Source organism: Petralouisia muris (assembly GCF_004793545.1).
Lineage (GTDB): Bacteria > Bacillota > Clostridia > Lachnospirales > Lachnospiraceae > Petralouisia > Petralouisia muris.
In genome coordinates this window covers 1-14,613 of record NZ_SRYA01000095.1, presented here as the reverse complement: position 1 = coordinate 14,613, position 14,613 = coordinate 1, and the positions used below count along the sequence as shown (strand labels likewise).

The window sequence follows — 14,613 nt, the reverse complement described above, 5'->3', positions numbered from 1 at the left end:
AAAAAGGAACCTTTTACAATTCAAATGTAAAAGATTCCTTAAGTTAATGACATTGAGTAAAATCAAGCATTTTAAGTTTAATCAGCAGGCACTAAGTAAAAGTGCTTTTTGTTCACAATTTATTCATTCATGCGTTTGTCCTGTTTTAAATATCTTTCCCAATAATTTAGTCCATCATATTTTTTCTGTATAAATATGAAAAAGCAGCAATCATCACTTCAAGTAGTGTTTGATTAAAAATGTTCCTATAAAAACTATTATTTTCCAACCACACTTTATTATACCAACCAATCAAATATCATTCTATATTACAAATCCTATGGTTAATTTATGCCACTGCCCACTCTATGTTATGTTTCTATATTTCTTCCATATCCTCTTGATACAGTTTGCGTACATAAAGGGCAAGAAAAAGAACCATCATCAACAATACTATCTCGATTGCCCAAATAGGTGCACCATAGCCGCTGATTACCACTGTTAGGAAATCAACCGTAAAATGCAGTAAGAATGCCACCAGCCAAAACCGCTTTCGACCACTTTTTACTGCTTTATATACAAGTATTGAAAGTGCAATATGAAAAATAATAGCAATTGACCGCTCCACTCCTGCCATATAGAACTGCCATGCAGGCAACTCCCATAACGGCTTTAACTGTTCATAAGTTGCCTGTTGTATTCCCTCATCCAGAACAGCTAGAGAGGTCTGCAAGCTACCAGAATTAATCATAATCGCTGTCAATAAATTGCTGACATAAGTTAATCCCACAATGATAAAGGCTTCTATTCCGCCATGACCCACACCATACATCAGTGCATTCTGCTTATTCAAATTCTTCTTCATAAAAAATTTCATTGCTATCCATCGACCAGTTTCTTCAAATAACGCTGCTGCCAACCCACCGTATAAACCATACAGAATAATATGATCCGTCAAAAAAGTACCCGTAATCCCTAGCACGATAGAATGTATAATCTGCTCTAAAATCAGTGCAAATAATACAAAAATACCACATCCTATAAAAAAACTAGATATTTTAGCTTTTGTTTTCTTATATACTAGAGCCAATAGGATGACGGGCAGTCCTACTGCAATAATCAACGTAATCGTCATTCCAAGCATACTTGCTATAGATATTGTTCCCCATTCTATAAGTGTTGTCTCCATACTTTGTCTCCTTTTTTATTATTTTACTTAGGCAATTGTTAAATTGCCAAACCCTTTGATTTTATTTGATTTTCTTACACTTTTTATATAAATTTTCTCTCCGCTCATGGTAAAATATAAGTGACAGCAAACACCCTACACACGAACGGAGGAGAAAATTTATGGCTGCTAAAACTTTATTCCATCAGATTTCATTAAAAGAAACCTTTTCAGACTGTCAGGATATCTTTGTTAACGATACTCCTTCCTTCTTCCAACTCCTTGAGGCTCATTTTGATATCTCTGATTACATTCCTTCTGTCTTCTATCACGCTTTTTACCAGTCCCTTGGCAGGAAACGAACCTATCCTCTTACCGGTTTCCTCTCGGCACTCATCCTTCAGAAAATCTTTTCTATCCCTACCGATTCTCTGCTGATCCTCTTCCTTTCCCTATGTAAGGAATTAAGAGACTTCTGCGGCTTCTCCAAGGTCCCTGACGCCTCCCTTTTCACGCGCTTTAAACAGAACTTTCTTCCTTACATTGAACTCATGTTCCAGCACATGGTCGACTACACAGAACCCATCTGTCAGGCGATCGACCGCTCCCTTGCCAATATGCTTACTTTCGATACTTCTGGCATTGAGCTCTATGTCTCGGAAAACAATCCGAAAACTCTTAATTCCCTCATCAGACGTCTCAAATCTTTCTATAAAGGCAATCCTGATGTTGACCCATACAAAATGGCTTACGGACTTATGCCTTCACAGGCTGCCTCCTGCCCCGATGCCAAACAGCAGTATATTAATGGGCATTTCTGTTATGCCGACAAGTTTGCAATTCTTACCAATGGCCTTGGCATTGTCCGCCACATCACTTTCCTGGATGATGATTTTAAACATTCACACCCAGAAATGCCTGTGGAAAAGAAATCGGATTCTCCGGACGAGGATAAATCGGTTGGCGATTCTTCTTCACTCAAACCGATACTCTTTGATTTCTTCACCTTACATCCACAGTTTCACCCGGATACTTTTCTTGGTGATTCCGCTTTTGACACCATAGAGACCTACGGTTTCCTTAAGGATGAATTCCACTTTTCCAGAGCTCTGATTCCTTATAATCCAAGAAACGAAAGCACCCTTGAAAAAGTCGACTACAATATCTATGGTTATCCCACCTGCCCCAAAGACAGTAGTCTGGATATGAAATATGCCGGGCACTGTCACGAGAAAGGCCGTTCAGCCCGTGACAAATGGACGCACCACTTACGCCTATGACAATATGGATTTTCGCATGTTCCCCGGCATTCAGCGGGATTCTGACGAATGGACATCTCTTTATAAGATCAGAACGATCGTAGAGCGTGCCATTCATCACTTCAAGGACAATATGTGTATCGCTGGAAGAAAGACCCGCAACCATGCCGCCACAAAAGCAGATGTCTTCCTGGCTGGCATTTCCAGCCAGCTTACCGTTATTGTTGCCCATCGTATAAATTGTCCACAATACATCCGAAGCCTAAAACCATTAATTGCCTGAAAAAGCAATAAATTTTCATAATTCTTGTTTAGGCTTATTAAAATATGTCTAATATCAAATATTTTTTGATAATTTTAAACTTACTCTGACAAATGTTCTGTTTTTTCTCCTTATATAGCCGATAGTTATCCACATGGAGGAAGAAATCATTTAACAATTACCTATATTATTTTATTTTTTATTATGTATCGTCATCCCTTAGTTCTACACATGGCATCACCTCCAACTCTTTCGAACTCAATTAGGCAAATGAAATCTGAGTTTCCACAGGCTGTAAAATTCACTGTAATTCCTGCATCAATCTCATAACCTGTTTCTCTGATACACACTTTATCAAGGCAGATATCACAATAAGGACAACAAAATTTACCACGTCATGTCCTATCTAGCCCCTGCTCTTTGTTCAATTTCTGGCACAATATGCATTCTTTGTTTACAGGTGCCTTTTAAGTGCTCCACTGGAAGCCGGTTTAAAGCTGTTCTTGGAATTCTTGTTAAACTTTTCCTTTAGTTCCCTTACAGTAGACTTTTCATTTTGTTTTAACGGCGTAGCATTATATTCCATCAGTTGCATCACTAATTCAACTATACTACCAAACAGCCTCCTAACCACCTTCTTACCTTTCTTTTCTTGCTTTATATAGCTGAACTACAGAGAAATTGAATTCTAATCTTTTAAAAAATGTTCAAAATTACAGTAGATAAATATTGCACTTAAGGCACTGATAGTATTAAATACATTCAAAACATCTATATGGATGATTTTGAAGCCTATAATTTACTGTTTTACATGTATTACCTACTGTTAATATTGAGTGGCAAAAGTAAGAGAACTTTTATCTACAAATCGCAACAAAAAGAAAAAAACAAATTAATTTTCTCCGATTTGTACAAAGAACATTTCTTAACTGCTACTGACGTTCTGAAACGTTACCTAGATTTATAATATTTCTCACAACAACACCTTCTATCGCTTATTTGAACAATATGAATCAATCCCATAAATCAATCTTTTCCAAAAGATAAGTCAACACATTTTTCTCGTCTACGACTATTTTTGACTGACAAGCCATACCATTCATAAGAGTTGCTTCTTCTCCATCTTTTCCTTTTAAAGTCATATTTTCACACTTAACTCTCACCATATAGTAGGCATATCCTGTACTTTGGTCAACTGAAATGTCCTTAGCTATATTATCTACAACTCCTTCAAAGTATCCGTATTCACTGGATGGATAAGCAGCAATTTCGAACTTTACCTCCTGTCCTTCTTTCACTTTGGCTATATCCGTATTTTCTATATAAATCTCCGCATAATACTTTGATTCTGTCTCTGGATATATGGTTCCAATAGTGGTTCCCTCCTGCACAAAGCTTCCTGTTTTCAATTCTTGTGAAACATAAAAATATCCGGACACATTTGCCTTTACGATACAATTATCATTCTGAATATCATAGCTCTTTAAATAAGTTTCACATTCCTTTACCTTATCTTCATAGGTTAAAATTTCTGCTTCTATGTTTCCTTTTTCTGTAAGAATTGCAACCGTTTCCTTTGCTTTATTATCTACACCATTCACCGCATCTAACTGTAATTTTGCAGATGTCAGATTTGTTTCCAACGATAGAATTGTATCATTATATCCTGAAATCTGTTGTTCAATAGTTGTAATCTGTTGCAATTCCAGATTCATTAAGGCTTGTGTTTTTTCTTTTTGTACTGAATCCCTTGCAGTAATCAATGTATCTCTTTGTTTTTGAAGTTCTTCCACATCAACAGCACTACCCACGGGCTGAGTAACATTCGCCTCATTTTCATTTACTATATCATTACCGCTTACTGTTTCATTCCAGGTTGCAGGTTCATCTTCTTTTGAAGCCTCAGCTTTTTTTATCTGATCTTCATACTCGTCTATTTGCCTTTGGTAATCATTTATCTGATTATCATATTGTACGGATGTGTAATTGTATGACGCAAGGTAGCTGCTCACCATACTGTAATAAATACCTTCGCTTGAATCAAAAGTATTATTCCGAGTCATAATACATTGTTTTACATTGTTAAGCTTCTCAATTTTTTCATTATATTTCGCGATGGTTCCAGATATGGAATCTACATTGCCCTGATACAATGTAACCTGTCCGGCTGTATCACTCTCGCTTAAGTTTACATTGGCGTATAATAATTCCCTTCTATTTATAAACTCATCATAATATTCATTATTTGATAATGCTTCTAATTCAGTTTTATCTCCATCGAGACTTTTTTCGTATACCGATAAGATTTCAAGTCGAGCTTTTGCAGCTTCCAACTCATTTTGATAACGTAGAATCGTATCGGAAAGCTCGTCTATAGAAAGAACATAAAGAACATCACCTTCTGTTACATACTGTCCATTTTCTATATAAGTTTTCTTTACACTTCCTGTGACACCACTACTGATTTCATAAACAGCGTTGCTTCCTTTAAATAGTCCGTTACTTTTTACTACAATATCCATCTTAAATAAAGACATCCATAAAACTGCAACTACCACTATAATCAGAATGAGATATATGGTATATACCAAAAAGCGGTTTGGTTTTGATTCATAGATCTCAGTGCTATCACTCATATCCTTCATATCTACAATAATTGGTTTCATACAGCATCACCGCCTTCCTTTACGGTATTTTCATCCAAAGATTGTTGTTTTACAAGATATGCATATTTACCACCTAATTCAATCAGTTCTCGATGCGTTCCCCGTTCCACAATCCTTCCTTTATCCATCACATAAATCCTATCACAGTTCTTTATGGTACTTAAACGGTGTGCAATAAATATGGCAGTCATATCCTTTGCAAATTCATGGATAGTTCTATCCAATGCACGCTCTGTAATGGCATCCAGATTACTGGTTGCTTCATCCAGTATCAAAATATCCGGTTTCTTAAGCATTGCCCTTGCAATGGCAAGTCGCTGTCTCTGACCTCCGGAAAGGTTTGTTCCATTTTCTTCCAGTCTTGTCTCGTAACGAAGAGGAAGTTCATTGATAAACTCATGTGCCTGTGCCATTTTGGAAGCTTCTATGATATCATCCATAGTTGTATCATCCAGTCCCAAAGTTAAGTTTTCAAAAATGGAGCCACTAAACAAAAAGGTTTCCTGTGGAATATATGCAATTCTTTCTCTTATGGTTTCCAGCTGAATATCTTCGATATTGTTTTCATTGATTAAAATGTCTCCGGTTTCTGGTGCATAGAGGTGGAGCAGTAGTTTGGAAAGTGTCGTCTTACCGGAACCACTTTCTCCTACAAATGCTATTTTTTGCCCTTTTTCTATTTTCAGGTTAATATCCTCAAGCACCAGTTTTCTAGTACCATAGCGAAAATTTAAGTTCTTAATCTCAATATCGCCTGCAAGGCTTGCAGATGCAAGCTTACGGTATTCCGCCTCCGTTTTCTCTGCCTCTAAATCTAGTATCTCTCCCAAGCGGTCTGCCGCAACCACAGCAGTTTGCATCTGAGGTTGCAAATTAATCAGATTCTTTACCGGGTCAAGGAAATAGGCAAGTAACGAATTAAATGTAATCAATGCACCGATAGTCATTTCTCCATTAATAACGCTAAAACCGCCAACCCAAAGTATTACAATTCCACCTACTAATTCTACAAAAGTCTTTAAGGAAGTCTGTAGGTTATTAACCCATGTCAAATCAAATATGCTCCGAAGCAACCGGACAAATTTAATTTCCGTTTCTCTGTTTGCTTTTCGCTCTGCATTATATGTCTTTACTGTTTGTATACCATTTAAGGACTCCACCATATAGGAAGTAAGCTGGGCATTATTCTCCATCTGTCTACGGTTCAATTTTTCATACCATTTATGAAAGGACACAACAATAATCCCATACAAAATAACTATTATCAATGTAATTCCAAACATTTTTGCATTTTGCATATATAAGATTATGGCTCCCACAATAGCCATAAGTGTATCTATCATAATAGTTAAAGTTGCACCTGATATGGCATCACGTACTTTTCCTGCATCATTGAATCTAGAAATAATTTCTCCTACCTTTCTAGTTCCAAAAAAATTCATAGGAAGTTCAATCACATGGCGATAGTACCCGAGAAGTAATGCAATATCCAGTTTTTGACTCAAATAGAGTAATAGATGCGAACGAACCGCATTCAAAATCACCTTAAATATATTCAGCAAAATCACACCTATTGACAGAGTCATCAAAGTTTTCTTCAAACCACCTGGTAATACACTATCTACTAATTCCTTAAAGTAAAAAGCTCCTATAATGCCAAGAACTGTATATACCAAAGAGGCTACAAAAATCTGCAAAATTAATTTCTTCTGTGGTAATAGCAAATGAAAAAAGCGACTAAACAATCCTTTTGTTTCATCGCCCTTCTTAAATGTTTCATTCTTTACAAGCAGAATCAAAACACCACTCCACTGATATTTTGGTGGTTTTCCTTCCACATGGACTTTTCCCAAAAACTCCTCTGGGGTAAGTTTTACAATTCCTACAGCCGGATCTGCAATAATCACTTGTTTTTTTGTAATTTTATGTATGACTACATAGTGTAACAACCCACCGTCTACAATAACATGTGCAATGCAAGGTAGCGGAAATTCAGAGTGAATTGCTTCCATATTACCCTTTACTCCCTTTGCACTAAAACCCAGTTGTTCTGCTGCTTTGATCACACCACACGCATTTGTTCCCTGTTTATCTGTTCCTGCTACTTCACGTATCTTAGTAATGCCTATCTTGTAACCGTTTTGTTTACAAATAGTTGCAAGACAAGCAGCACCACAATCCGTAATATCATGTTGCCTTATACAATAATATTTCATTTTATTCGTACATTGCAAAACTGCATTCCTTTCATTATCTTTACAACTAAGTTCCTAGGTATCTATCATAACACTTCTCCCTGGGAACTCATCTGTATCTTATGTTTTATTGTTATAGTTCATTTTAAAACTAATTACTTCTTATTTAAAAATCTTTTAAGTTTTATCTCCACAACAGGTATCGGCACTATGAGTAAAGCTATCTCTATATATGCACAAATAAGAAAAATATCGTTATAATTTTCTTTTCCTTTTATCAGCATGAATATAATACTAAACAATAATAAATTAACTAATGCAAATATCTTGTATATCTTTCCTGCTTCTTTTTGTGCAAACTCCCAACTTTCTTGACTACTCATAGCTCTTTTGCTTCTATAACCTAAACATTTGTTAATCTCTTTAGGTCCACCTTTTCCAAGATATAATCCCATTCCCAACATAGTAAGTGACATAATAATTGTAAATATCAGCATTTCCAGTCCTCCTTAATACCTAATAATCTATTCTTTTTTACTTGCTTTTAATGTCTGACCTTTTCGTACAATGGATAAAAAATTATTGCAAATACTAGTATCGTTGTAATTAGGAAAAAAATCATTAAAACATTTTCTACATCAACGAAACATCCTACCAGTGTATTAATCAATCCTGCCATCACAAAAAGTTTACCGCCCAATTTTTGCATCTTATTCCAATTTTTATCATCTTGTAAGCTCCATCTTGTTCTAATACCAAGAATAGAATTTCTTTTACATTTCGGAAGATAGTTGCCAAAAATAATCATTAAAATCGAAACAAATATAATCACTATTTTAATAAATTCTATTTGTTGTTCATCAGATTTTGTTTGTAAAAAAACACATGGTATAATAACCATTATTATATTTATTAAAAACAGCAAACATTCTGTTAAAAAACCCACATAATATATATTTTTTATAAGATTTTTCTTTTTCTGCTTCTCCTCATCTATATTACAATTTTCTATACATCTATTAATCTTTTTTACCAATTCTTCAAATAAAATAGTCAACAAATAAATTATTAACAAAACAACAAAAACCATATATTTGGGTCCCCATGAATCTGCATTACCATGGATGTCATAATGAATTGGTATACGCTCTGGCAAAAGAAATATTGCAATAAGATTTAATACCGTCGACAAGATTGGAATTATCCATATTTTCATATTTTTCATCAGCTCACCTCTTTTGCTTTAAATTTTCTAACCAAATAATCGCTTCATCTAACAATGTAATATTCTGTTCATAATATACATAGTTTTTAACTTTATATTCTAATATTAAGTCTGCTTCTTTTAACAAATTCAAATGATATGTCAATTTATTTGGCGCAATCTTTAACTCTTCTGAAATACTTCCCGCATTCATAGCACCATTTTGAAGCAGACATAATATTTCCCTTCTTGTCTCATCTGACAATGCTTTAAATAAAGCTGGAAGCATCTTCATCCCTCCTCTCTATGATACTATCATTATAAAAACCCCATTTTCATTTGTCAATAACTATTTCAATTTTTTTTGAAATAGTTATTCTTCCACTTCTATTAACTTCAACAACCTACTAATTTGATTAAACGAAATACTATCATCGTTTTTCACAATAAGTTTTCTTACATTTTCATTTATTGTATCTCCTGAACTATCTAAAACAACATCAAAATAACTATCATCAAAACTCATTGCAACCTGTCTTTGTATCAAATTAAAATCTCTATCTCCCCTGTTTTTCGCCCTTTCTTTCAGCTCCTCTATACTACATTTTAACTTCACTAGCAACAACTCCTGATTCCTGAGCACACTTTCAATTTCTTTAAGAATATTTTTATGTTCCTCCTTATATAATAAAATTGTATCTACAATAACATTTTTTCTTTCTGAGATTAAATATCTAACAACGTACCACATCAAACGATTTGTTTGATAAATATAGTCGTCTTCGATAACAGATCTATTATTTAGTGGAAGCATATTATAGAAATCATCTAATGAAATTCTATAATATAACTCTTTTGCTTCTTCACAAAATCTATTAACCAACGTACTTTTTCCTGTACATGATACACCTGTAACTATTATAACTCGACTCATATTTTTCACCTAATTTTTTATACTAGACATACATAAATGAATATTCCGGTCTTGGTGTCCATGCTGTCCGGTGGTTAGGAAACCGATTGGCAATTATCCAGCATACAAGAAATTTCACCAATATAAAGCCGGCTAATGCCCCTCAAAGCGGCTTTGGGCTTGACATTGGCTCAATTTCTTATGAATGGTAGTTAAGCCACTCAAAGGCGGTTTCCGTATCCGGAATGTAGGTTTCCACTGCGCCGGAATCACGGTTTCTTGACGCAAGAATATTCACATAAAGCCCATCAACACTCTATTGACAGGCTTAACTCTATTTGTTTTCAATGCTTAGATATATCTTAAAGTGCATTTCATCTTCAGATAATCCTCTTTTCACCTTGTGCAAAGAATGATTATACGCTGAACCTATTGCTTTCAAATTATGTTCCTGCATGTACAAATTCATCTTCGCAATTGTCTTTTGACTTTCTTCTGGTCCACCAACATGCTCAATTATCAAGATATTTGACAAACTAAATTCTTCTATAAATTCAAACTCTCCTGATATATTAACTGGTTTATTGAGTAATATCCATATGTCCATATCTACAATATGTTTTTCATTAACTACTTCCGATGAATTTATCCTTTTTATAGAACCGCCCTCATCATAAGCATCTAATTCCACTAATGTATCGACTATTCTTTTTTGAAACTGTTGTATTTCCGTAAGTGTGCCTTTGCAACGTCCATGCATAACATTTTGGAAACACACAGAACCTATTAAACACATTTTGCACTCCACTCCTTACTTAACAAAATATGTATAAAAAGTCATGTCACCCAAAAGCGTCTCATCCTTCAACACACCTTCGACCTCAAATCCTATACGCAAAAGAATATCAATCATTCTCTGTGTTGCCATTTCACCATATGTAGCCAATCTAATTTTAGAAACAGCTCGAGTCGATGCTACTATTCTAAAAACACGATTTATCATTCCACTCAAATGACGAACAATTTCATCATCTGACAAACTCTCATCCATAAAAATATCATTAATAACTAATGTCTTAGATGAATTTGCAGGATTTGCACTTGTAGACATGTATCCCACAACCTTACTTCCACTTTCTGCATATACACCAAATTCAAGATTCTGCATAACCCTATATCTTAAAAACACTGGCATATAGTATTCAGGAGACTTTTGTCCAAACTTTACTGCTTCATCGCATTCTAACGTTTTTAAAACAAAATCACTAATCAACTGATAATTAACATCTCCAGAAATTATGTATTTACTTACTCCATCATTCTCTTTTTCTTCCTTTTCGATCGTAATTAAACCATAAATTTCAAATATTCTTAATATTTCATTTAAGTCTTTCTCCAAAACCCTCTTATCTACTCCACCATATATTTGACACAATTGTTCTAACAATTGTTCTGTTGTACTAAATTTGTCAATAATATCAAACACTTCTAAAGCTGTTGGATTTAACACCAATTGGTAATCTCCGCCATTTACTAAGATTACTGTATTTTCACCCTTTTGTATTTTTTTAACTGATACTTCTTTTACTATATATTTCATAAGTGCCTCCTACTATTCCATTATATTAACATAATAATATTCACCGGTATATGGCTTTGGTTCCATATTGTTAATGTCATATATATTTTTTATTCTACCTATATAATCTAAAACCTGTGGATTCTCCCATATGTCCGCATATCCATTTTCCCAATATTCTCTTAGTGAATGCTTCCTTACGTTTCCAACAACTAAAGGAAGATATGTCGAAACAGTAATATTTCCATTTGCTTTAACTTCATATGTTAAACTTTTATATCCGTTAATAGTATTATTAGGAAGTCTCATATAATGATCCAAAGGATCTCCCCACTCTAACATCTGACTAGTCCCTTTTAATTTTTCTTTATAATTCAGAATTTTTAATTGCAATGTACAATATTCTTCAGTTGACAATAACAATGAATCAATTCTACTTCCTCGCCCCATTGGAATTAGCGGCATTATTCGAACAGAATCTACCCCCAATCCATAACAAAAATCAAGATATTCTATAAGCGTCTCATGATTTAATTTATTAGGAACAAATGATATATATAGTCCCAAACCAACCTTTTTTGCTATCTTTATTGATTCGACAGCCTTATCAAAAGCTCCAACAACCCCTCTAAATGTATCATGCTGCATTGAATTCAATCCATCTAAACTTATCTGCAACGTCGATAACCCTGCCTCTTTAATTGCGATTAACTTTTCTTCGTTAAATAGCGAGCCATTCGACACCATATTAACAGCTGGTACCTTTTCAGATAATATCCTAATTATGTCAAGCAAATTACTTCTCAACATAGTTTCTCCACCACATAAACACACAGACTCTGGCTGGAATTCTGCTATTTGTCTTGCGACATCTATGATTTCCTCATCTGTCAATTCATCTTCTAATTTTTTCCCGCTATCATTGTAACAGTGAAGACACTTAAAATTACAAGCACCTGTTACGTCTAGCGAAAAGAACTTTGGTCCACTGCTATCTATATACCACTTTTTTTCTGCATTCTGCATAAGTAGTACTCCTTTCATTTAATTCTATTTTAAGATTTCACAATACCCTACGCTATTTTTTGTTACTATTGTTACCTTACATTTTTTTTAACAATATTTATTAAAAAATGCAATTTATACCCAAGTCGTAGCACCAATTGTAGCATGCACTGCTGCTCCAACGTCAACTACCATTCCTGCCGCAACTACTGTGTACGCACCAGCGACTAAAACAGCTGCAACTAAAACACCTACAGCAACTATAAACGCTCCACCGTCAACTGACTGTAATTCCGTTTCATTCATGTCGTATAACATTGGTTTTACATATTTCTTATCTTCCACAATTAAACACCTCCATTCAAAAAATACAATAACGTAGGGCATTGAGGATTAATCATAATCCCCTTAATAATTACGTAAATAAATACCTATATTTTCATATTTATTTATCTGCTCTACCACATAATCATGTTCGCTTCGGCTCAATGTTGGATGAAATAATTCGTAATACTTATCTTCAATAAACATTTCATCGTCAAAAATATCCGGCTCAGCTACAATTACATATTTTTCCCTGTCTCTCCATATATTTGAAGGATATATTTGCAACCAATTGACATTTACACAGCCTAATCTTCCACAACGATTTTCTAAATACGCTGCAAAATCTACTGTATTTAAACAGTCATCCATTGTTTCCCATGGAAATCCAACAATAAATGAGAAATATGCCCTACTCAACATATTGTTTTTTTCTAATATTGCCACCGTCCCTTCTAACAATTCAACAGTTAACCCTTTAGATATTTTCTTCAGCCCTTCATTGTATCCACATTCTACTCCAAACTGTAGCCTTGAAATCTGACTAGAACCAAAAGTTCTAATTCCTATATCCACATTTGGTTTTAGCCAATCCGTAGCACGTGTTTCAACACCAAAAAGGATTTCTTCATCTATTTTCATTAATTTATCCATTATCTTTCCTGCTCTTTCAAAATCAGCAGTCAAGCAATCATCTGTAATAAAAACTTGCTTTGTGTTTACTTTATCAATATGTTTGCTTATAATTTGTGTGCCTCTATTAATAACTACTTTCTCATCAAAAGCTCGCCAATTATTTCTATGCGGTACTGAACAAAACGCACAATTATATTTACAGCCTCTTGACGTTTCAACTGGCAACAAGTTATAAACACCTTTTGGCATTAAATCAAACTCCGGCAACGGTAATTTTTTATATGTTTCATCATCGATAATTGGAACTTTTTGATTTGTTGTAGTTCCTTCACATTTCTTTCTTACTAATCCTTCCACACAATCTAAATCACTTTTGTTTACTAAACATTTTAAAAATTTAGGAAAAGACATTTCTCCTTCTCCTCTTAGGATATAATCTACCTCCAAATCATTTATTATATGTTCATAAAAATATGTAGGATGAATTCCACCCAATACAATTACTTTATTTTTACCATACAGTTCTCTTATTTCTTTAATAACCTTAACCGTATTGGACCAATTCAAAGTATTTGAAGATAAACAAATCACATCAAATTCGTCCATTTTGCTCTTTATTGTCTCTCTAAGTCCATGTTTTCCAACTTCAAGCTGCATTTCGTAAGGATCTAAAAGGGCAATATCAATGCCTTCTTTCAAAGCAACTGCCGCCAACAAATAAATAGCTGTTGTTGGTGCAACTCGCATGCTTATAAAATCCCTACTATCATTCGACATACAAATAGGTATAGATGTAATTAATGTTTTCATATCAATCTCCTTATCATTTACTTTTCGGCAGTTATCATTATGCACATTTTCCGAATTTAATAGAAAAGGCTCTTTATAATAAAATTTCATATTATCAATATAATGCTAGCTAATACACAAAAAGAGGCTGCAATAACCGCTATTGCAACCGAACTATCTATATAATCTTTCAAAGATTATCGTAGACTTCTAGCTTTGCGTCCTTGCATTTCTACAAGTTTGCCAAGACCCTTAACATAATACGACATTATATCGACTATTTTATTTGCATCGAAAGTTACTATTTGTGCAAAACACACTAAACACATTCCCATTCGCTCTTGTATTTTGTTTGTTTTTCACAAAAGATACAAAAGATTTTTTCTGGATTCAACTGAATATTCCGGTCTTGGTGTCCATGCTGTCCGGTGGTTAGGAAACCGATTGGCAATTATCCAGCATACAAGAAATTTCACCAATATAAAGCCGGCTAATGCCCCGCAAAGCGGCTTTGGGCTTGACATTGGCTCAATTTCTTATGAATGGTAGTTAAGCCACTCAAAGGCGGTTTCCGTATCCGGAATGTAGGTTTCCACTGCGCCGGAATCACGGTTTCTTGACGCAAGAATATTCA

General features: G+C 34.4%; 12 protein-coding genes, 1 pseudogene and 1 riboswitch. Of the genes and pseudogenes, 1 reads left to right on the top strand and 12 read right to left on the bottom strand.

The genetic code is table 11. The features are described from left to right. Window positions 1-358 precede the first annotated feature (358 nt). The gene (locus E5329_RS25410; RefSeq protein ID WP_135992030.1) at window positions 359-1,168 is read right to left on the bottom strand and encodes a YhfC family intramembrane metalloprotease; all 810 of its coding nucleotides are present in this window, start codon (window positions 1,166-1,168) and stop codon (window positions 359-361) included. Window positions 1,169-1,329: 161 nt separating this feature from the next. On the opposite strand from E5329_RS25410, the pseudogene E5329_RS25405 reads away from it, so the two are divergent. After that, window positions 1,330-2,689: pseudogene (locus E5329_RS25405) on the top strand (transposase). Window positions 2,690-3,681: 992 nt separating this feature from the next. Here the strand turns inward: E5329_RS25405 and E5329_RS25400 are convergent. From E5329_RS25400 to E5329_RS25350, 11 genes are all read right to left on the bottom strand, one after another. Continuing rightward, window positions 3,682-5,334, bottom strand: coding sequence for an HlyD family efflux transporter periplasmic adaptor subunit (locus E5329_RS25400; RefSeq protein WP_135992029.1), 1,653 nt, complete (start codon window positions 5,332-5,334; stop codon window positions 3,682-3,684). Next, on the bottom strand, window positions 5,331-7,568 hold the full coding sequence (locus E5329_RS25395; RefSeq protein WP_330572353.1) for a peptidase domain-containing ABC transporter: 2,238 nt from the start codon (window positions 7,566-7,568) through the stop codon (window positions 5,331-5,333). Before E5329_RS25395 ends, E5329_RS25400 begins: the two co-directional genes overlap by 4 nt. Before the next feature lie 116 nt (window positions 7,569-7,684). Beyond that, the gene (locus E5329_RS25390) at window positions 7,685-8,026 is read right to left on the bottom strand and encodes an SdpI family protein (protein WP_135992028.1); all 342 of its coding nucleotides are present in this window, start codon (window positions 8,024-8,026) and stop codon (window positions 7,685-7,687) included. A 47-nt stretch (window positions 8,027-8,073) separates the two neighbouring features. Further along, window positions 8,074-8,754 carry an SdpI family protein gene (locus E5329_RS25385; RefSeq protein ID WP_135992027.1) on the bottom strand — a complete coding sequence of 227 codons (681 nt, stop codon included), beginning with the start codon at window positions 8,752-8,754 and terminating at the stop codon, window positions 8,074-8,076. A 4-nt stretch (window positions 8,755-8,758) separates the two neighbouring features. After that, a complete protein-coding gene (locus E5329_RS25380; protein WP_135992026.1) occupies window positions 8,759-9,022 on the bottom strand; it encodes a metalloregulator ArsR/SmtB family transcription factor in 264 nt (87 codons plus the stop codon). An 84-nt stretch (window positions 9,023-9,106) separates the two neighbouring features. Further along, window positions 9,107-9,667 carry a phosphotransferase-like protein gene (locus tag E5329_RS25375; RefSeq protein WP_135992025.1) on the bottom strand — a complete coding sequence of 187 codons (561 nt, stop codon included), beginning with the start codon at window positions 9,665-9,667 and terminating at the stop codon, window positions 9,107-9,109. A gap of 313 nt (window positions 9,668-9,980) precedes the next feature. Then, complete coding sequence (locus E5329_RS25370; protein ID WP_135992024.1) at window positions 9,981-10,442, bottom strand: hypothetical protein; 462 nt, start codon at window positions 10,440-10,442, stop codon at window positions 9,981-9,983. Between the two features lie 15 nt (window positions 10,443-10,457). Further along, window positions 10,458-11,246, bottom strand: a complete 789-nt coding sequence (locus E5329_RS25365; RefSeq protein ID WP_135992023.1) for a PqqD family protein — start codon at window positions 11,244-11,246, stop codon at window positions 10,458-10,460. 12 nt (window positions 11,247-11,258) lie between these two features. After that, complete coding sequence (locus tag E5329_RS25360; protein ID WP_168356772.1) at window positions 11,259-12,251, bottom strand: radical SAM/SPASM domain-containing protein; 993 nt, start codon at window positions 12,249-12,251, stop codon at window positions 11,259-11,261. Between the two features lie 114 nt (window positions 12,252-12,365). Next, window positions 12,366-12,575 carry a hypothetical protein gene (locus E5329_RS25355; protein ID WP_135992021.1) on the bottom strand — a complete coding sequence of 70 codons (210 nt, stop codon included), beginning with the start codon at window positions 12,573-12,575 and terminating at the stop codon, window positions 12,366-12,368. A gap of 63 nt (window positions 12,576-12,638) precedes the next feature. Further along, on the bottom strand, window positions 12,639-14,000 hold the full coding sequence (locus E5329_RS25350; protein ID WP_168356771.1) for a B12-binding domain-containing radical SAM protein: 1,362 nt from the start codon (window positions 13,998-14,000) through the stop codon (window positions 12,639-12,641). Between the two features lie 140 nt (window positions 14,001-14,140). Then, a riboswitch (cyclic di-GMP riboswitch) is annotated at window positions 14,141-14,234 on the bottom strand. Between the last annotated feature and the right edge of the window lie 379 nt (window positions 14,235-14,613).

Coding starts and splice junctions, on each gene's coding strand:
- E5329_RS25410 (WP_135992030.1), bottom strand. CDS start 1,168: ATGGAGACAACACTTATAGAATGGGGAACAATATCTATAGCAAGTATG.
- E5329_RS25400 (WP_135992029.1), bottom strand. CDS start 5,334: ATGAAACCAATTATTGTAGATATGAAGGATATGAGTGATAGCACTGAG.
- E5329_RS25390 (WP_135992028.1), bottom strand. CDS start 8,026: ATGCTGATATTTACAATTATTATGTCACTTACTATGTTGGGAATGGGA.
- E5329_RS25385 (WP_135992027.1), bottom strand. CDS start 8,754: ATGAAAAATATGAAAATATGGATAATTCCAATCTTGTCGACGGTATTA.
- E5329_RS25380 (WP_135992026.1), bottom strand. CDS start 9,022: ATGCTTCCAGCTTTATTTAAAGCATTGTCAGATGAGACAAGAAGGGAA.
- E5329_RS25375 (WP_135992025.1), bottom strand. CDS start 9,667: ATGAGTCGAGTTATAATAGTTACAGGTGTATCATGTACAGGAAAAAGT.
- E5329_RS25370 (WP_135992024.1), bottom strand. CDS start 10,442: ATGTGTTTAATAGGTTCTGTGTGTTTCCAAAATGTTATGCATGGACGT.
- E5329_RS25365 (WP_135992023.1), bottom strand. CDS start 11,246: ATGAAATATATAGTAAAAGAAGTATCAGTTAAAAAAATACAAAAGGGT.
- E5329_RS25360 (WP_168356772.1), bottom strand. CDS start 12,251: ATGCAGAATGCAGAAAAAAAGTGGTATATAGATAGCAGTGGACCAAAG.
- E5329_RS25350 (WP_168356771.1), bottom strand. CDS start 14,000: ATGAAAACATTAATTACATCTATACCTATTTGTATGTCGAATGATAGT.